Raw genomic sequence first — 18,567 nt, forward strand, 5'->3', positions numbered from 1 at the left:
ATTTTACCCACACAAAAAGACGGAAGGAATTCTTCCGTCTTCATGTTTTTTTGAATTTATTCAGCGTTGATCGTTAGAACTCCACCTGCAAATTCGATGTCTCTGTCACCTTTTTTCGCGTACGCATTGATCTGGTAACGGCCTGGAGTCAGTGGTGCTCCATTGATGGTCATGTCCCAAGAGAATGAGTGTAAGCCGCGAGACAGGTCAGTTGTCTGAGCTGGTGTTGCCAATAAAGCGCCTGTGTCAGCGTTGCGGATACGCAGTTCAAATGAATCCGCGCCGGCCGGCAAGTTTACGTTGCCGACAAGGTTACCGCCTGAAAGACCCAAAGCGATCGAAGTGATCAAAGGGTAATCCGGCTGTTGAACAAACAGGATTGTTGGTACTTCAATCGTTTGCGTGCCGTCGCTCAAGATGAATGTTCCTTCGTAGTATCCCGGTGCCAATTTGCCTGCATCAACCTGGACGCTGAAGTTCAAGTCCTGCGTTTTGCCTGGCTGCACTTGAAGGTTTTTGCTTGTTTGAACTTTGATGCCTTCGTGTCCAGTGAATTTGATCGAGTAGTTTTTGCTCTCGTCCGAAAGGTTATGGACAGTGAATTTCTGGCGCTTCAATTCTTTGCCGCCGTCTTTCTCAAAGATTCCGAAAGAGTGGCTGCCTGGAAGTGCCAATGTTTCTGTGTTGATCGCATCAAGAACGCGGATGCTTCCTGCACCTTGTGAGTTATGCGGATAAAGGTTGCCGTCTGCATCGTAGATGTTTTCTGCAGTGTTCATCAATGCCGCCTTGACAAAGTCAACGCCCCAGTCAGGATGCGCTTGGAGTACCAATGCTGCTGCTCCTGCTACGTGCGGTGCTGACATTGAAGTTCCCTGCATTGAAGCATAGCCGTGCGGGTTTGCCGGGTTATGCGTTGGAACTGTGGAGACGATTGCAACTCCAGGAGCTGAAACGTCCGGTTTGATCATCCACGTGTCCATAACCGGACCGCGTGATGAGAAGCTTGCCATCGTTTCGCCGACTGCTTGAGCGAATTCGATATCAAATGAAATCGTGTTGTTACCTGCTGCCAGTTCAGAAAGCAGTTTTTGGCCGTCCGCAAGAGTTGTGCGGATTGTCGGAAGCGCAAGGCCAGGTACGTTCGGCACTTCGCCTGCAACGTTATTGTACATTACAACGCCAACCGCTCCGGCGTTTTTAGCATTTTGCACTTTGTCGACAAACGCGAATTCGCCGCGTGAGATCAACGCAATTTTACCGGCAACGTCAACGTTTGCAAATGCTGCTGTTCCACCAAGTCCTGCGTGGACAAATTCAAATTCACCTTCATTCAGCGCAAGAAGCTCTTCTTCAGATGGGAAGCCCATTGTTGCAGCTGAAGGATAAGATACGCCTTCAGAAGTGAACAGCTCTGCGCTGTACATATTGTAAGGAAGTTGTGTTGCGCCAACTGAGATCGCTTCACGGGAAGTGCCCGGAGATCCGACTGTCCAGTTGTTCGGACCGCTGTTGCCGTTTGATGTGACTGCAACCACGCCGTCCGCCATCGCTGTATCCAACGCGATGCTTGTTGCATAATCAGGGTCGTTTACTGCTGCGCCCAGAGAAAGGTTCATCACGTCTGCGCCGTCAGTAACTGCGCGTTCGATGCCAGCGATTACGTTCGCTGTTGTGCCTCTCCCGCCAGGTCCAAGAACACGGTAAGCATAAAGAGTTGCATCAGGTGCCACACCTTTGATGTTGCCGTTAGCTGCAATCGTACCTGCTACGTGAGAACCGTGGTTCGTTGTAGCTCCACGTGGGTCGCCGGCAGGTGTTTCCTGTGGATCATTGTCGTTATCAACAAAATCCCAGCCTTTATAGTCGCCGAAAGCGTGTGCGAGATCCGGGTGCGTGTAGTCAACACCTGTATCAAGAACCGCTACGGTAACGCCTTCGCCTGTGTAGCCAGCTGCCCAAGCGTCATCAGAACCGATGAACGGTGCGCTGTCCAGCATTTGCGGGCTGTACAGTTCGGGATTGATCGACTCCGCATCAAACGGAGTTACCAAGTATTCCTGGTTTGAATAAATCGCTTTAACCCCTGCGATTTCCGCTAATAAATTGATATCGCTTGAAGCGATTTCAATCGAGAAGCCTGAGAATACTGTATCGTACTCCTGGATCAGCTCAACTGAAACACCGTCTTCCTGCAATTCTGTAAGAACCCGGTCGCGCTCCTCGCTTAAGAATTGTTCACTTTGAATTTTTCCTTTATGTTTTGCCTGTAAAATCGACTCCTCGTCCAATTCCACAATGACTGTAAGTTCTTCTAAAGCAGTTGCATCTTCACCCAGATGCAATATCGCCGGTGATGATGCAGGTGTAGTAGAATTTGCAAGCGCCTGCCCGCCGAACGAAGAGAATGCCAATAGGAAAATTAATATATAGATCGAAAACCTTTTAAACTTCTGCTGCATTCAGTCTGCCCCTTTTAATTCATATTTTGTTGTAGCCTTCGCCGGGATAGCGCAGTATTTCTTTCGCACCTCCTTTTAACTTTTTCTATCCCAATCTTTGTAATTTTAATTCTATTCAGACAATAATTCCATTAATTTTATTAAAATGAGAATATTATACTAATTTTATTTTCTGATACCGATATTACGGACTAAGGAATTAGAAGTTAGAGAAGAAAACGGCGGATTTATATTTACTTTAATAGATTTGTACAAACTTTATATTTTTTGAAACTTCAAATACTCATTTACATCAGCGACCCTGTGTCAAAAATAACTCTAATAATTCATGCCAATTTATACTTTATACATGGACGTGTTTGCTGTAGCAGTAGTTTTGGTTTGATTTTTCCTTTTTATCATCTGAATAAATTGTTTGGGAATTGCGTTCAACACAGGGATCAATTGGGGACTGCTGGAAATTGTCATTGGCGCAGACAAAATGATTGATTACCGCAATGAAGACTTTACTGCGACGGGTGAAACGTATGATGTGATTTTCGATGTTGCGGGCAAGAGCCCTTTTTCTAAACGATCAATTCAATAAAACCAAAAGGCGTTTACCTGTTGGGTAATCCGAACCTTACTCAAATGGTCCGAAGGCTCATCCGAACGACAAAAGATAATCGAAAAATTATAGAGGGAGCGGCCAGCTATAAATCCGAAGATTTACGCTATCTGAACGGGTTGATTGCAGACGGCAGGATCAGGCCTGTCATTGATCGGATCTTTCCTCTGGAAGAGCTGAGTGAAGCGCATCGTTACGGGGAAAGCGGCGTGAAGAAAGGGAATGTTGTAGTCAGCAATCGATGACAAAGCAATGGTTGTATATTCGTAAGCTATAATAAAAAGAAGCGGGTTTTCTATGAAGCCTATTTAGAAAGATTAGAATACATTTGATGGGGGAAATTGGTTTGAACGATTATTACGGGGAACTTTGTACACAAGTATATGAAACAAATAAGTCTATTGCAGGTGGAGAGGAGCTTGAATTCTATCTGTCTTATGTAAAGCATAAAAACATGCAGCTGCTGGAACCGATGTGCGGAAATGGCAGAATGCTCCTCCCGTTTTTGGAAAAAGGAATTGATATTGACGGCTTTGACATTTCAGAAGAAATGCTCAGCTTATGCAGATTGAAAGCACAGAACTTAAATCTCAAGCCGAATGTATTTCATTGCAGACTGGAAGAATTCACGAGCGATAAGAGGTACGATCTGGTGTTGATACCGTTTGGTTCTTTTTCGCTGCTGCCGGATGAATTAGTGAAAGACAGTCTTGCTAACATGAGAAATGTCTTGAAGGATGATGGAAAGATCCTGCTGACTGTCATAATGAATAATGGCCCGATTGACGAGATGCCGGACTGGGGTGAAACGAATAGGCAGTATATTGATGGCAATGAAATTATTGAATACAAGAAAATGAGTTTTGATCAGGAAAGTAATATGCTGAATACTACCTTGAAGTATCATTTAATAAAAGGTGGACAAGCAGTTAAAGAAGAAATAATGGAATTCCCGGTTCGGCTCTATGAAAAGGGCGAGTTTGAAAATGTGTTGAAAGCCAATGGTTTTAAGGATTTCACTCGTCATGAAGTCGAAAATGGCTACGGAGCAGGAAGTTCATTTCATGTATTTGAATGTGGAAAGTAGAGGCGATTAATAGAACCTTTAACTGATACACAACAGCTAATTTTTGATGAGAAAAAACAAAAAGCATCCTGTCCAGGATGCTTCAAAGATTGATTTAGCTATTCTCTTTTCTGCTGCTTTCATAATCTTTAAGAAACTTTTCATCTGTCTTCCTGTCAACGAAACTCCAAATTGTAAAGATTAAAATTGAAATACCTATTACCATTAATGAAGCATTGAATACAAAATCAAAATCCATCTCACCGGCAACTTGGTCAACTCCAGCCCTATTTACATAGCTTATAGAACTGCTTTGGTAATTAAACAAGATGAAGGATGTAACGAGTCCCAATAAGAGCCCGCCTAGAATCGAGAAAAATATCTTCTTCATTCTGCGAACACCTCCTGTTAATAGTGTACCTTATGCTGTATCAAAAGTAGCGTAATTCCGGCATTTCTAATATCAAAAATAATCTTGGGAATATTGACGAAGTCGACAGTTTACGGGCCCTGATATAATTTTTTTGTATACCGAGTTCCAGAAATTGTACTGATTCCAGGGAAGTGATAACTTAAGCTTTATACAAGTAATTTGTTAAAACTTGACTGGAGGGATATCGGATGAAAATTTTAGTAACTGGAGCAACAGGGAAATTAGGTTTGAAGGTCGCAGCGTCATTATTGGAATCAGTACCTGCAAGCGATCTGGCTGTAAGTGTTCGAAATCCGGTGAAAGCCGAAGAACTTCGTGCGAGTGGAGTAGAGGTCCGTCAAGGAGACTTTGACCGTCCGGAAACATTGGATAAAGCTTTTGCGGGAATTGACCGATTATTGATTATTTCTACAGATGGGGACAATGAAACAAGAATTCAGCAACATAAGAATGCTGTCCAGGCAGCTGAGCGTGCAGGAATTGGATTTATTGCCTATACAAGTCTTGCAAATGCAACGGAAAGTAAAAACTCAATGGCACCGCCACATGTAGCGACAGAAGCAGCCATAGTTGAGACAGGAATACCATATTCATTCCTTCGCAACAATTGGTACCTGGAAAATGAAATCGGAAGCATTCAAGGTGCCATGGCAGGAGCTCCGTGGGTAACTTCTGCTGGAGAAGGTAAAGTAGGATGGGCATTGCAACAGGACTATGCAGATGCGGCTGCAGAGGTACTTGTTGGGGACGGTCACGAAAACACGATATACGAACTTTCGGGCCCTCTATTGACGCAAGAAGAACTGGCAGCTGCTGTTGGAAATATTCTGGGCAAAGAAGTGCCTGTACAACAAGTCAGCGATGAAGAATATGCGGAAGTCATGAAAGGTTTGGGCCTGCCTGATTATGTGCTGCCAATAGTAGTGGGTATTCAACAAAGCATCAGAAACGGTTCGCTGGAAGTCAGCAACACCGATTTCGAGAAAGTTCTTGGTCGTCCGGTTACACCGATTAATGAAGCGTTAGAACAAATTATCAAGGCAAATTCATAAAGAAAATAATTAGCGATATAAGCAAAAACTAAATAGTTCAGTGAAGCGGATTGCTCCTGTATTGGGGGTAACCCGCTATTTTTTTATGTATTTGGCTGGATAGGTAAAAGAAGGGGAAGTTGCTGAAGACAGCGACTTCCCCTCCTTATCAATTTATAAGCATTCTCAAAAATCATACTCAGCTTCTTTTTCTTCACGGATCTTCGTAAATGTTTCCGTCAGCACCACCGTGTCTTCTGCGAGTCGCTCAATGCGAAGCAGCACGTCGTGATTGATGATTTCTTTTTGGTAGAAATCTTCTTCCACGACGAAGACGAAAGTCTGGACCATTTGCGCTTTCATATATGCGAGTATTGGCTTCAACTGGGTGTCTGCGACCATATAATGTTTGGCAGAACCAGCTGTCACCAGCATGCTGACCACTTTATCGCGGAACGCATTGACCGGCAGCAAGTCAAAAATGTTTTTTAGCGCCGCCGGTATGGAAGCTTGGAAAATCGGTGTGCCGATGACGATGGCGTCAGCTTCCATCAAAGTTTTCGTCACATAGCCGGTATCACCTTCGTAATCGAGGTAATTGCGGCCGTCACTGAATTCCATTTTGTAATCGGCTAAATCAATCAACTCTGTTTCCACTTCAGGATATTTCTCCGAGAGTGATTTGATGGTTGCAGTCATAGCGATTCTTGTTTTTGAACCGATTTGGGAACCGGATAAGCCTACGATTTTCATTCCGCTTCCTCCTTATTTTTTGGCAGTGTATTTTTTGATGGCCGGGATGATTTCCGTGCCGATCAATTCGAGGTTTCGCTTGAGCTTGTCCATCGGCATGCCGCCAAAGTCGATTTGGGCGATATAGCGCTGATGGCCGAATACTTCATGCTGATGCAGGATTTTCTCGATGATTTGCTGCGGGCTGCCGATGTTCATGATGTTATGCGGATCGACGCCTTGTGCGAATAGCTGTTTCGGGAAGCCGCCGCCGTTGGTGCGTTTCATGCCTTCATTGATATGCGGATACAGATCTTTTAACGCCTGTTGGGAATCTTCCGCAGCGTAGAAAAAGCCTGCCGTTGCGATCGGCAATTCATCCGGGTCGTGACCGCCTGCCCGAGCCGCATCGCGGTAGGCATCGACTGTCCGTTTAAAAGTTGAAGCGGCGCCGCCAAGATGTGCCATGAACATCGGCACACCGGCATAACCGGCTTTCATCGCGCTGGCCGGAGTGCCGCCTACTGCGCGCCAAATCGGAAGAGAGCCGTTGACCGGACGCGGAAGCACCTGTGCATTGCGCAGCGGTGCCCGGAACTCGCCACTCCAATTGACGACTTCGTTTTCATTGATCAGCCGAAGTAAATCAAATTTTTCTTCGAACAGCTCTTCGTAATTGCGGACGTTATAACCAAGCAAATCGAACAGTCCGATGCGCGAAGCGCGCCCCGCCACAATTTCCGCCCGGCCGCCTGAAATCAAATCGAGTGTGGCAAAGTTTTCATAGACACGGACCGGATCGGACGTGCTGATGATGGTCGAAGAACTGGCGATCTTAATCTTTTTTGTTGCCTGTGCAATGGCAGAAAGCACCACGGCATGGGCTTGTGTTGCGAAAAATTCCTGATGGCTTTCGCCGACACTGAAAAATTCGACGCCTGCCTGTTCCGCAAGTCCTGCATATTCGATAATGTCCTGAATCCGTTGCTGTGCAGAAATTCTTTCACCTGTAGCCGGGTCAGGCAAATGGTCGCCAAGTGTATAGATGCCGAACTCCAGACCATTGTCAGGATTGATGCGATATTTTTCCATGAATAAATCCGCCCTTCTATTTCCAATATAAAGTCATTATAAGCGATAGGTGATTTTATTATAAGTACGCACTCCAAAGTGCTATAGTATACAAAAAGATACTAAGGGAGATGCCATAATGGAACGAAAACCGGATAATTGCCGCGTGGAAGATGCGCTCGGCATCCTTGTCGGAAAATGGAAGCCTGTGATTCTTCTATACCTGCTGCAGGAAGGCACTAAACGCTTCAGTGAGCTGAAACGCAATATGCCGGGCATCACGCAAAAGATGCTGACGAAGCAATTGCGCGAACTGGAAGATGAAGACATAATTGCTCGTGTTGTCTATCCGCAGGTCCCGCCAAAAGTGGAATATTCCATGACGGAATATGGCCGCAGCCTTGAACCGATTCTTGAAGCCATGCACGAATGGGGTGCCAAACATACCGAGCATAAAATGGAGAAGCAGCAAAACCAGCTGAAAAGTTCTTCTTGAGTAAACCGGGTCTCTCTGATTATAGGAGAGGCCCGGTTTTATTGCGTTCATCGGAATTCAATATTTTGTAAGGCTTAAATCCGATGTGTAAAATGAAGGGCATATGGTTATACCTAAAAGAGAAACTGAAGGAGAGGCGATGCAGCATGAATTTAGAAACGATGAAGACATTTGGTTTTTACAAGCCGGGATCAAAGGAAGAAGCGATGGATTTTCAGAAAGTGGAAGAGGAAAAACCGACAGCGACGGGACGTGATTTGCTTGTTGAAGTAAAAGCGATTTCGGTGAACCCGACAGATCTTCGCACGCGCGACGGCAAAAAGGACGATGACGAGTCGCTGACTGTTGTCGGCCGGGATGTGGCTGGCGTGGTTGTTGCGACTGGTGATGACTGTTCTTATTTTAATGTCGGTGATGAAGTGTTTTACGCGGGCACCAATAATCGGCCAGGCGGGCAAAGCGAATTTCATCTGGTGGATGAGCGCATTGTCGGCCGCAAGCCGGCGAGTCTTGATTTCGCGCAGGCAGCGGCATTGCCGTTGACCAGCATCACTACCTATGAAGCGCTGTTTGAACGGCTGGGCGTTTCCAAAGACGCAGCAGATAATAAAGGAAGGCATATCCTGATCATCGGAGCGGCAGGCGGCGTGGGCTCGATTGCGGTGCAGATTGCAAAACTCGCCGGCTTGACGGTAATCGGTACAGCTTCCCGCACCGAGACGGTCGAGTGGGCAAAAGATCACGGCGCCGACCATACCATAAATCATCACGAGGAATTCGGACCGCAGCTGGAGAACCTTGGCATCAATGGTGTGGATTATATTTTCTGCCTGAACAGCCCCGACGAGCACATGGCCGGAATGGCGAAAGCGATTCTGCCACAAGGGAAAATCTGCTCAATCCTGCCGGCATTCAAGCCGCTCGATCTCGCGCTGTTCGGCAAAAGTGTCACGTTCGTCTACGAACTCATGTACACGCGCTCCGTTTTCCAAACGGCCGACATGGACCACCAGCACATGATGCTGAACGAACTGGCGGACTGGGTGGATGACAATAAAATCCGTACGACAATGACGCAGCATTTCTCACCGATTTCAGTGGATAATCTGAAAGATGCTTATACGAATTTGCTGACTGGCAAGACGATCGGCAAGATCGTGCTGGAAGGTCCGTTCGAGTGAAAATAAATAAAGTGTCGACTTCTCTTTTTGATGGAGGGGTCGGCGTTTTTTTCATTTCATTGATCATTTAGAGTCAAGATCAAAAGAAAAATGGATGCTTTTCGCAGGAGAAAAGCGAAAGTACAAGGGATAGCAGTTAATGTCTATCCGGAAATGGAGAGTGGGCATCGGGTTTATTTGGAATAATTGCCAATATATTTAGGGGTTAATCGAGAAATTGAAACAGAAAGTATTTCATTGGAATTGGAAAGTATTATGGGTGATTTGGAAAGTATTATGGGTGATTTGGAAAGTATGTAGGGTCAAATAGAAAGTATTTGAGGCTAAACAGAAAGTATAGCCATATACTGGGAATTAAAATTCTTTTAAACAGGTCATACAGCCAGGATTCGTGCTTTGGAGACTCCATTTTGACGTCCAGAAATCGTAAGGGACAGTATTTCGGCTGCAATGGACAGTATTTGGTTCGTAACGGACAGTAACGGCATCCTAATGGACAGTAAATCCATAAAATTGGAAATTGACATCCCTAAATCTATATCCAAAAGTTTTAGCTCAAAGCGACAAAAAAACAAATTGACTTTATAAAATTATTGTAATATTCTTTAGAACAGTATAAAAATAGTGTTTATTCCTTTATGCACGGGGAGTTGGAGTAAAAAGGATTAGTAGCTAATTTGTTTACTGCTGTAAGCGATTTCAAATAAGAGGAGAGAAAGAATGATTACATTTATCGTTTCAATTGCGTTGCTTGTGGCAGCTTATTTTACATATGGAAAGTATATCGAAAAACTTTTCGGACCGATGGCGAGTCGAAAAACGCCTGCTTATGCCAATCAGGACGGCATTGATTTTGTACCAATGAACAAACATAAAAACTCGTTGATTCAATTGCTGAATATTGCAGGGACCGGCCCGATTTTCGGTCCGATTATGGGAGCTCTTTACGGGCCAGTCGCATTTCTATGGATCGTCATCGGCTGTATTTTTGCAGGGGCGGTGCACGATTACCTGACGGGCATGATTTCCATCCGCAATAAGGGAGCACATATTCCGGAGCTTGCCGGTAAATTCCTTGGCGCGGCGTCCAAACACCTCGTCAACTTTTTCGCATTATTGCTGCTGTTGCTTGTTGGAACCGTGTTCGTGACAACACCAGCGTCATTGCTTTCTATTCTATTGGATGGAAAAGTGGCTGTGGGAATTTTGATTGGCTTTATTTTCGTCTATTATTTCCTTTCGACAATTCTGCCGATCGATAAAATCATCGGCCGGCTGTACCCTTATTTTGGTGCCGTGCTTTTGATCGGGACATTCGGTGTCGGCATTGCGCTGATGTTTTCCGAGTACAAAATCCCGGAACTTCGATTGGAGAATCTGCATCCGAATAATTTGCCGATTTTCCCGATTTTATTCTTCACGATTACCTGTGGAGCTTTATCCGGCTTCCATGCGACGCAGTCGCCGATTATTTCGCGGACAACGCAAAATGAGTCGCAGGGGCGTTACATTTTCTACGGTATGATGATTGCGGAAGGGATCATTGCGATGATCTGGGCTGCAGCCGCAATGAGCATTTTCGACGGACAGACTTTATCCAGCATCATCAGTTCAGGGACTCCTTCAGCTGTTGTCAATGAAGTCTCCATGACGCTGCTGGGTGCAGTCGGCGGTACGATAGCTGTTCTAGGTGCTATTGTCTTGCCAATCACTTCAGGCGACACGGCGTTCCGCGCTGCGCGTTCGATCATTGCTGATTACATTAAAGTGGACCAGCAGAAAGTGATGAAACGCCTGATGATTGCAGTTCCGTTATTTGCAGTTTCATTGTTATTGACTCAAATTGATTTCGCCTTGCTGTGGCGTTATTTCTCCTGGGCAAACCAGGCGACAGCGGGGATTGCTTTATGGATTGCGACGATGTACTTGTATATCCAAGGCAAGAATTACCTGGTGTCATTGGCACCGGCAATTTTTATCACCTATATGGTATTTGTCTATATCCTCAATCAAAAAATCGGTTTCAATCTTGACCTCAATCTGTCGTTTATCATTGGTATAGTCTTAACCATCATCATTGTGGGACTGTTCTTCGCGAAAGCACGGAAAAATCGTGCCGACGACGTGGAGACAGTTGTTGCGGTGGACTGACCTGAGAATAAATTATCATACTGCCACACCGGATGCTTCGGCGTTACGGTGTGGCTTTTCTGTTTTTTTCTTGAGGATATTTATAAAAATCCTCTTATATAACCACTCGTTTTTATTCATTTATAATTTATTAAACGGAAAAGGATGTTTCCTGGATATGTGGAATAGGTAAGTATAAGGAAGGCAGCTTTATTTGATGACAGAAGGAGGAATTTCATGAACGGGCAATTTTTCAAAAATAGTCTGCACGGAGAAGGAGCCAATTTTGATACAGCGAAGGTTTTTGATGGGATGGACTGGGAACTGGCGGGAGACAAATCGGGTGATTTCCCGCATTCGGTGTGGGAATTATTGTTCCATATGAATTATTGGCAAGATTTCATGCTCGATTTGTTAAACGGCCTAACGCCGAAAAGCCAGAATCCCGACGAGGAATCCTGGCCTCATACGCCGTCGCCGGAAAGCGAAGATGAGTGGGATTCGGCGATTGCGTACTTCCTGAAAGGATTGGAAGAAGCCGAGCAGGAATCCACGAAAGATTTATTGGAGAAAGTGGTTGCCGGACGGGATGACACCCGGGGCGACTGTCTGCAGACAATCGTTCTGCACAATACGTATCATGCCGGGCAGGTGGTTTTTGCCCGGAAAATTAAAGGGCATTGGCCGCCGCCAGCTAATGGTGAAAGCTGAATTGCTGGCTTTGCAGGTTGAAAAGAAATAAATAGAATACATTCATCAAACTGCTTGTGCTCTCAATTATTTTGGGGGGGCGGGCAGCTTTTTTGTTTTTTTTACTGATTTTGAGGCTGGCGCGGATAAACACCATCCAGCCGAGGATAACCTAACTTCCCACTACTTTTCCCCGGAAATAAAGAACAAAAAACAAAAAAGGACGCTTTTCGCTGGCGAAAAGCCCCTTCTAAAGATCAGACGCGATATATTAGCTCTTAACTAAGAAGAAAAGAGGGCAAGCATGACTACTTTCATTTAACGTCAATCGATGATAACGTCTTTGCCTTGTTCGCGCAGCGACTTCAGCGAGCTGAGCATGTGATCGATCTCTTCATCGCTATGCCGTTCCCAGTTTCCGAGTTCGGCAATTATTTTCAGCGGTGATTTCGACCGGTAGGAGCGGGTCGGATTGCCTGGGAAACGTTTGTCGGTCAGGTTTGGATCGTTCTCGAATTCGCCTTGCGGCTCGACGATATAGATTCTTTCCTGGGCATTGCCCGCTGCCAGTTCAGCTCCCCATTTAGCAGCTTCCAATGTTGCAGTGAAATAGATGTAATTTGATTTTTTGTCCTGATAATTGGAGCGGTTTTGCGCTTCGAGCAGGTCGCCGAGATTCAACTGTACTTTCGTTCCATGAAAGAAAGGGCCGAGGTCGAGAACTTCTTTTTGTTCATTCATATTGGTCTGCCTCCTGTTTGATTCGCTTGGTATGTAGCAGTATAGGACAGGTATTTGCAGAAAAGTAGTCTGTTAATAATTTTTTATTGGGTGTATAATAAAGGTATAGAGAACGATAACGAATAAATTATAAACCTTTCTGAATGAACCGTTCACCGGCCATTTCAGAAGGGTTTTTTCATTTTCATGGAGAATGGGAGAAGAGATAAGTTTTAATTGAATGGAGGAAACTCGATGGCAGAAGAACGGAAGATTGAATCTTTTGATGGTACGCAATTGTTCAGCCGGAAGGATACGGCTGAAAATCAACGGGCGGTTGCTGTGATTTCGCACGGTTTAGCCGAGCACCTGGGCCGTTATGATACGCTGGCTGAAACGCTGTTGAGCAATGGTTTCACCGTCTATCGCTATGAACAGCGCGGCCATGCGCGGTCTGACGGGAAGCGCACGCATTTTGACGATTTCAATGAAATGCCGGATGATTTGAAAACCATTATGGACCTGGCAAAAGAAGAGAATCCGGATGCGCCGATTTTTCTCATCGGCCACAGTATGGGCGGCTTCACAGCGGCGACGTTTGGAACGAAATACCCGGGACAGGCAGCAGGAATCGTATTGTCCGGTGCGCTGACCCGCTATAATAATCAGCTTTTCGGTCCGCTGCCGATGGACTTGCCGGAAGAAACGTATCTGGACAATGAACTCGGGGAAGGCGTCTGCAGCGATCCGGCTGTCGTAGAGGCATATGCAAATGACCCGATGGTGGAAAAGAAGATTTCGGTCGCTCTCATCAATCAGTTTGGAACCGGCATCGACTGGCTGAAAGCCAATGCCGAAAGGTTTACAGACCCAGTGCTTGTACTCCATGGCAATGAAGACGGGCTTGTCGCTGAAAAAGATTCTCGCGACTTTTACGGTGAAATCGCTTCTTCAGACAAAACACTGAAAATCTATGCGTCATTGATGCATGAGATATTTAATGAGCCATCCAAGTATAAGATTTATGATGAAGTGGTGGAGTGGATGAACGAACGGCTTTAGATGGAACTGCTCTGCAAAGACGCTGTACGACGCTGATAAAAAATAGACAGAATAAGATTTTCCTCCTGCTTTTCTGCAGGGGGAATTTTTATTGAAATGCAGATTGGTTTCAATCGTTTACCCATTTTCATAGTGGGTAGATAGGGGTTATGAAAAAAATTTAAAAGAGGTGGATACCAATGAAAAACGAATTGACGGTAAAACATAAATTGGGCTTTGGCACCGCGCCGCTGGGCAATATGTTCAGGGACGTTCCGGAGGACGAAGCGATGAAAACGATCCAGTCTGCGTGGGACGAAGGAATCCGTTACTTCGACACGGCGCCGTTTTATGGCGCAGGGTTGGCTGAAATCCGGTTAGGGGAAATCTTATCTACGCATAAGCGCGATGATTTCCTGCTAAGTTCGAAGGTCGGCCGGCTTATTCTCGACGAAGAGGAAGAAAAAGAAGGATTGTTTGGATATGGCCGCAAGAATAAAATCCGGACAGACTATACGGAAGACGGCACACTCCAATCGATTGAAGACAGTCTGAAGCGTCTGAAAACCGACCGTCTGGATATGGTCTATGTGCATGACCTTTCACCGGATTTTCTCGGAGATGAATGGATTACAAAATTCGATGAAGCACGTAAAGGCGCTTTCAAAGTACTCGACCGGCTGAGAGATGAAGGCGTCATAAAGGCTTGGGGACTGGGTGTCAATACGACGACACCGATCGAAGTGGCGCTTGAGCTGGAAGAAGCCCATCCGGATCTCAGTTTGTCTGCGACACAGTATACGCTTCTTCAACACGAACGTGCACTTGAGCGCATGATGCCGCTCGCTCAGGAAAAAGGGGGCGGACTCGTAGTCGGCTCGGCTTATAACTCTGGCGCATTGCTCGGCGGAGACTTTTTCGATTATCAGGAAATCACTCCAGATATCAAAAAGAGAGTCGAGCAGTTCAATGATGTGGCACGAAATCATGATGTCAAATTAAAGCATGCGGCACTTCAGTTCTCGGCAGCACATCCGGCTGTAAAAGCAGTAGTAGTCGGTTCGACGAGACCAGAACACATTAAGGAAGACTTGCAGGCGATGCAGGTGAATATTCCGGCTGCTTTCTGGGAAGAGCTGGTTGAGAAGAATCTGGTTTCTTCGAAAGCGGTATTGCCCGGGAAATAAAATTCTATTCAAATTTAAAATTAACCGCCATTCCTTTTGGAATGGCGGTTTTTGTCATTGCTGCCCATACTGATGTTTCGCCAGCTTGAACAAATCGGTCTTCCGCAGATATTGCTCAGGCGCAAGGAACGTCACAGTGACAACGCCCGGATGGCGGCCGATTTCAATGGCGCCCGTGATGGTCGCGCGGTTCATGATTTCCGGTACAGTGACACCGAAGAAATCAGCAGCGCGCTTCAAGCCGTTTTCGGTGGCGTCGTTCAGATTCGGACCGGAGCCGATAAACGACACCGGATAGGATTCTTCGATTTTGCTGACTTCCCACGTCTCGGCAATTTGCCGCGCAGATTGCTTTTCTTCCGCAGTGAACGGTTTCGCCGTGTACGGCAGGTCTTCCACAGTCGGCAGCAGGATCGGCCCTTTGATGTTCATTCCTTTCAGTACGCTGACTTGAAGATGAGCAATGCCGGAAACGTCGGTTGTGTGGCCGGCGATTTCGCCATCGCCTTGCATGGCGTGCATGTCACCGAGGTAAACGCCGCCGCCCGGAACTTTCACCGGACAGATCAGCACCGCGCCGGCACGCACACGGTTCACATCCAAATGGCCATCCGTGCGGTGTGTTTCTAATTCTTCCTGCGTGGCTGCGTAATCATGCGGTGCACCGACAAGAAATGAACCGAAGTCACCTGCGTTATGCGAATCGGGGGTCGCGCGGGATGGCGTTGTGCCAAGTTGTCCAAGGAACGGACGCATGCGCGCCATCGTGCCGACCAAATCATGCGGCGCAAACGTCACGACCGGATTCTGCACCGATTCGTCAGGTGTTTTCATATAAGCGCGGCCGTCGCGTGCAATCGTTTCAGCTGCTTCCTGCGGCAAGGTCAAACCGACATCGCCTTTTTCACCGAAGAAAATCGTATAGCCGTTCGTAAAGACAAAAGGTGTCGCATCTGCTCCACAATTGGCGCAGCGAATCGCTTCCATGCCGATGCCTTTGATGACAGTTTCCGGATTCTTGGTACCGCATTCCGGACATTTCGCCGCCACATAGCCGTCGCCGTCTGCCCGGTCTTCAATCATTTTATCGTTGCCCGAAGCCGTTGCATGCGACGTCACCGTAATCGATTGGATCCGTATAGCGATTGCGTCTCCCGGCTCAGCTCCTTCCACATAAACCGGCTTCGTCACCTCGTGCCCGCCGATAATGCTTGGGGTCATCATCGGCCCCCAGCAGCCCGGCGCCGTATTGGCGATAATCGTGCCGCCGTCTTTCACCGGCCCCAGCATTTCTTTTTCCGGATCCAAAATACCATTAACAAAATGATTTACGAATAAAGTCTCAACAGCTGTTTTATTCACATTTATCCTCCTCATTTTATAATATTCTGACTATTTTTATTATAGTGGGTAGGGGCTTGGATTCACAATATGGAGGATTGGAAAGTTGCAATGGAAATGAAACTGTCTGCTATTCCTAATTTCATTTAAAGGAGATTTTTATTCCTATACAGAAAGGGTAATAAAGAAGTATACGAAAAGGAGTTGCATATAAATGGAGAATGTTACCGTAGGACACATCGAAGTTAATGGAGGAAACGTCTGGTACCGGATTACCGGGAAAGGGCCAGGAATACCGCTGCTTGTGGTGCACGGAGGACCGGGGTCGAAAAGCAGCGACAGTGATCCGCTTCGTCAGCTCGGGACGGACCGGCCGGTGATTCAGTATGACCAGCTTGGCAGCGGGAATTCGGACCGTCCGACAGATACGTCGCTTTGGACGGTGGAGCGTTTTGTTGAAGAATTGGAGCAGGTTGTTGAGGCGCTGGGCCTGGAAGAATTCCATCTGCTCGGGCATTCGTGGGGCACGATGCTAGCTGCTTCTTATCTATTCAAAAAGCCGAAAGGGGTCCGCAGTGTGATATTTTCAGGACCCGCTCTTGATGCGCAGCGCTGGGAGCGGGATCAGCGGAATTATTTGAAGGGATTTCCTGAGGACATCCAGGAAACGATTGAGCGGAGCGAGCGTGAAGGAACGACCGATTCTGCCGAATACGATGAGGCGATGACGGCCTATTACAAGCGCCATATGTGCCGCGTCGATCCGTGGCCAGAAGGGCTTGTGGAAGATATGAAGCAATTGAATCACCAAGTTTACAATTATATGTGGGGCGCTTCGGAATTTACGGTGACCGGCACGTTGAAGCATTTTGATGCGACAGACCGTTTGGGTGAAATAAAGATTCCAGCTTTATTCACATGTGGCCGTTATGACGAAGCTACGCCGGAAGCGACAGAGTATTATGCGAGTCTGGTGCCGGATGCGGAATTTCATGTTTTTGAAAACAGTTCACACATGCCGGCGATTGAAGAGCCGGAAGCCTATGTGGAGACTGTGCGTGAGTGGGTGAACCGGCAGGAGATGAAACCGGGGGCGTAAAGACGGTTTGACGGTAAGTAGTGATATATTGAAATGAAGTTAATGGAAAAACGGCAATCAGATTTTTCGGGCTCGTGAGCGTTCCACAGCTCACGAGCCCCAGCAGTTTGCCGGGGCAAACTGTTCCATTCTAATGTTTTTGTTCTAGAGTTTTGGGTTGGAATTTGATATTGATACCGTTGGTAATATGGTACGATTGAAGCGTGAATAGTGCTTCGTTCACGGCAAGAGTAGTAGGCGGAATTTAAAATTTTCAGGAGGTGTAAAGCATAAAAACGGAGCTGGATTTATTGCCCAAGACATTGGCGATTGAGTGTTTATTGAAGCGTATTTCTTCCAACCACAAGCAACCCGAATACCTGGAAAACCAGTTGCACCGCGCGACTGCCGGAATCAGCGGGGAAGGTAAGATGGTAAAGAAATTTCGGGAGTTTTCTTATGATGGCAATTATTTGCCGTTGTGGAATCTGAATATGGGGTTGGGCGAATGGGCGGTTCAGATTGACGGCCTGCTGCTGACTGACCGTTGTGCCATTGTGATGGACTCCAAGAATGTCAGCGGTGAAATCCATTACGACCCATTGAATGAAGAGTATTATAGGAAGACTATTCCGGGTGGAGAAATACTGACTATGGAAAATCCCGTGTTCCAGCTGAATAAGCATATCCATTTTATGCGGAAATGGTTTTCGCTGCACAAAATCAACTTACCCGTTACGGGTTTGATTGTGTACACCGCTAACAATTGCGTATTCCACACGAAGCCTTCTGACGCATTGATTTGTAAAACGTACCAGATGAACCAGTATCTATACCAAATTCTTCGGGACAATCCCCTAACCGCCGTTTCCCGTCCGCTCATGGACATCGGGAAACTGATTGCGGCAAACCAGGTCCCCTTTAAATTATCCCCTTTGAGTGAGTTTTATAAGATCAATCTCCGTGACGTGAAGACCGGTGTTTATTGCAATAAATGCTCCAGCCACGGCATGCAACGTGTAAAGAAATCCTGGATTTGCGCTGCCTGCGGCAATAAAGATGCGGCTGCCGACCGATTGGCGGTGCAGGAGTATTTTTCATTGATAGATAGAGAGTTGACGAATAGGAAGTTTCGGGAGTTTAGTGGCATCGAAAATTCTGACTCAGCAAGGCGTGTTTTAGCTAAATATGACCTGGAGATTACAGGTGATAGAAAAACACGTGTCTATAGAATAAAGAATAGGTGAAGGATGCGTAATTATTTATGACTTTTGGTTAAAGTTGAATGGTGGAAATTAGGT

Annotated in this window: 18 protein-coding genes; 12 read left to right on the plus strand and 6 right to left on the minus strand. The window is 46.2% G+C overall.

The genetic code is table 11. The annotated features are described in order from the left end of the window. Positions 1 to 56: 56 nt before the first annotated feature. Positions 57 to 2,462, minus strand: coding sequence for a S8 family serine peptidase (locus tag DP120_RS09805; protein WP_112223492.1), 2,406 nt, complete (start codon positions 2,460 to 2,462; stop codon positions 57 to 59). A 415-nt stretch (positions 2,463 to 2,877) separates the two neighbouring features. Here DP120_RS09805 and DP120_RS18790 point away from each other — a divergent pair, with 415 nt between their 5' ends. The 3 genes from DP120_RS18790 to DP120_RS09820 all read left to right on the plus strand — a co-directional run bounded on the left by DP120_RS18790 (position 2,878) and on the right by DP120_RS09820 (position 4,156). Then, the gene (locus DP120_RS18790; RefSeq protein WP_205854528.1) at positions 2,878 to 3,048 is read left to right on the plus strand and encodes a zinc-binding dehydrogenase; all 171 of its coding nucleotides are present in this window, start codon (positions 2,878 to 2,880) and stop codon (positions 3,046 to 3,048) included. 44 nt (positions 3,049 to 3,092) lie between these two features. After that, positions 3,093 to 3,314 carry a zinc-binding dehydrogenase gene (locus DP120_RS18795; RefSeq protein ID WP_112223695.1) on the plus strand — a complete coding sequence of 74 codons (222 nt, stop codon included), beginning with the start codon at positions 3,093 to 3,095 and terminating at the stop codon, positions 3,312 to 3,314. A gap of 101 nt (positions 3,315 to 3,415) precedes the next feature. Beyond that, positions 3,416 to 4,156, plus strand: a complete 741-nt coding sequence (locus DP120_RS09820) for a class I SAM-dependent methyltransferase (RefSeq protein ID WP_112223493.1) — start codon at positions 3,416 to 3,418, stop codon at positions 4,154 to 4,156. 94 nt (positions 4,157 to 4,250) lie between these two features. Here the strand turns inward: DP120_RS09820 and DP120_RS09825 are convergent, their stop codons facing one another. Further along, entirely contained in the window at positions 4,251 to 4,526 is a 276-nt protein-coding gene (locus tag DP120_RS09825; protein WP_112223494.1) for a hypothetical protein, read from the minus strand. 230 nt (positions 4,527 to 4,756) lie between these two features. Between DP120_RS09825 and DP120_RS09830 the strand changes: the two genes are divergently transcribed. After that, positions 4,757 to 5,620, plus strand: a complete 864-nt coding sequence (locus DP120_RS09830) for an SDR family oxidoreductase (protein WP_112223495.1) — start codon at positions 4,757 to 4,759, stop codon at positions 5,618 to 5,620. 165 nt (positions 5,621 to 5,785) lie between these two features. Here DP120_RS09830 and DP120_RS09835 read toward each other — a convergent pair whose 3' ends face one another. Then, positions 5,786 to 6,352, minus strand: a complete 567-nt coding sequence (locus DP120_RS09835; protein ID WP_112223496.1) for an NADPH-dependent FMN reductase — start codon at positions 6,350 to 6,352, stop codon at positions 5,786 to 5,788. A 12-nt stretch (positions 6,353 to 6,364) separates the two neighbouring features. Further along, positions 6,365 to 7,423, minus strand: a complete 1,059-nt coding sequence (locus DP120_RS09840) for an LLM class flavin-dependent oxidoreductase (RefSeq protein ID WP_112223497.1) — start codon at positions 7,421 to 7,423, stop codon at positions 6,365 to 6,367. A 118-nt stretch (positions 7,424 to 7,541) separates the two neighbouring features. On the opposite strand from DP120_RS09840, the gene DP120_RS09845 reads away from it, so the two are divergent. The 4 genes from DP120_RS09845 to DP120_RS09860 all read left to right on the plus strand — a co-directional run bounded on the left by DP120_RS09845 (position 7,542) and on the right by DP120_RS09860 (position 11,920). Then, a complete protein-coding gene (locus DP120_RS09845) occupies positions 7,542 to 7,898 on the plus strand; it encodes a winged helix-turn-helix transcriptional regulator (RefSeq protein ID WP_112223498.1) in 357 nt (118 codons plus the stop codon). 146 nt (positions 7,899 to 8,044) lie between these two features. Then, a complete protein-coding gene (locus DP120_RS09850; protein WP_112223499.1) occupies positions 8,045 to 9,079 on the plus strand; it encodes a zinc-binding alcohol dehydrogenase family protein in 1,035 nt (344 codons plus the stop codon). A gap of 720 nt (positions 9,080 to 9,799) precedes the next feature. Next, positions 9,800 to 11,230: a carbon starvation CstA family protein gene (locus DP120_RS09855; protein WP_112223500.1), complete on the plus strand. Its 1,431-nt coding sequence runs from the start codon at positions 9,800 to 9,802 to the stop codon at positions 11,228 to 11,230. Between the two features lie 216 nt (positions 11,231 to 11,446). Beyond that, on the plus strand, positions 11,447 to 11,920 hold the full coding sequence (locus tag DP120_RS09860) for a DinB family protein (protein ID WP_112223501.1): 474 nt from the start codon (positions 11,447 to 11,449) through the stop codon (positions 11,918 to 11,920). Between the two features lie 303 nt (positions 11,921 to 12,223). Here DP120_RS09860 and arr read toward each other — a convergent pair whose 3' ends face one another. Beyond that, a complete protein-coding gene (gene arr / locus DP120_RS09865) occupies positions 12,224 to 12,640 on the minus strand; it encodes an NAD(+)--rifampin ADP-ribosyltransferase (protein WP_112223502.1) in 417 nt (138 codons plus the stop codon). A gap of 234 nt (positions 12,641 to 12,874) precedes the next feature. Between arr and DP120_RS09870 the strand changes: the two genes are divergently transcribed. Together DP120_RS09870 and DP120_RS09875 are read left to right on the plus strand one after the other, a co-directional pair. After that, entirely contained in the window at positions 12,875 to 13,681 is an 807-nt protein-coding gene (locus DP120_RS09870; protein WP_112223503.1) for an alpha/beta hydrolase, read from the plus strand. Positions 13,682 to 13,860: 179 nt separating this feature from the next. Beyond that, on the plus strand, positions 13,861 to 14,847 hold the full coding sequence (locus DP120_RS09875) for an aldo/keto reductase (RefSeq protein ID WP_112223504.1): 987 nt from the start codon (positions 13,861 to 13,863) through the stop codon (positions 14,845 to 14,847). Between the two features lie 54 nt (positions 14,848 to 14,901). Here DP120_RS09875 and DP120_RS09880 read toward each other — a convergent pair whose 3' ends face one another. After that, positions 14,902 to 16,209, minus strand: a complete 1,308-nt coding sequence (locus DP120_RS09880) for an acetamidase/formamidase family protein (protein ID WP_233785958.1) — start codon at positions 16,207 to 16,209, stop codon at positions 14,902 to 14,904. A gap of 193 nt (positions 16,210 to 16,402) precedes the next feature. On the opposite strand from DP120_RS09880, the gene DP120_RS09885 reads away from it, so the two are divergent. Both DP120_RS09885 and DP120_RS09890 read left to right on the plus strand, forming a co-directional pair. Continuing rightward, on the plus strand, positions 16,403 to 17,287 hold the full coding sequence (locus DP120_RS09885; protein ID WP_112223506.1) for a proline iminopeptidase-family hydrolase: 885 nt from the start codon (positions 16,403 to 16,405) through the stop codon (positions 17,285 to 17,287). Between the two features lie 290 nt (positions 17,288 to 17,577). Then, positions 17,578 to 18,513, plus strand: a complete 936-nt coding sequence (locus DP120_RS09890; RefSeq protein WP_112223507.1) for a nuclease-related domain-containing protein — start codon at positions 17,578 to 17,580, stop codon at positions 18,511 to 18,513. Positions 18,514 to 18,567 lie beyond the last annotated feature (54 nt).

The organism is Planococcus halotolerans, from assembly GCF_003289955.1.
GTDB classification, from domain to species: domain Bacteria; phylum Bacillota; class Bacilli; order Bacillales_A; family Planococcaceae; genus Planococcus; species Planococcus halotolerans.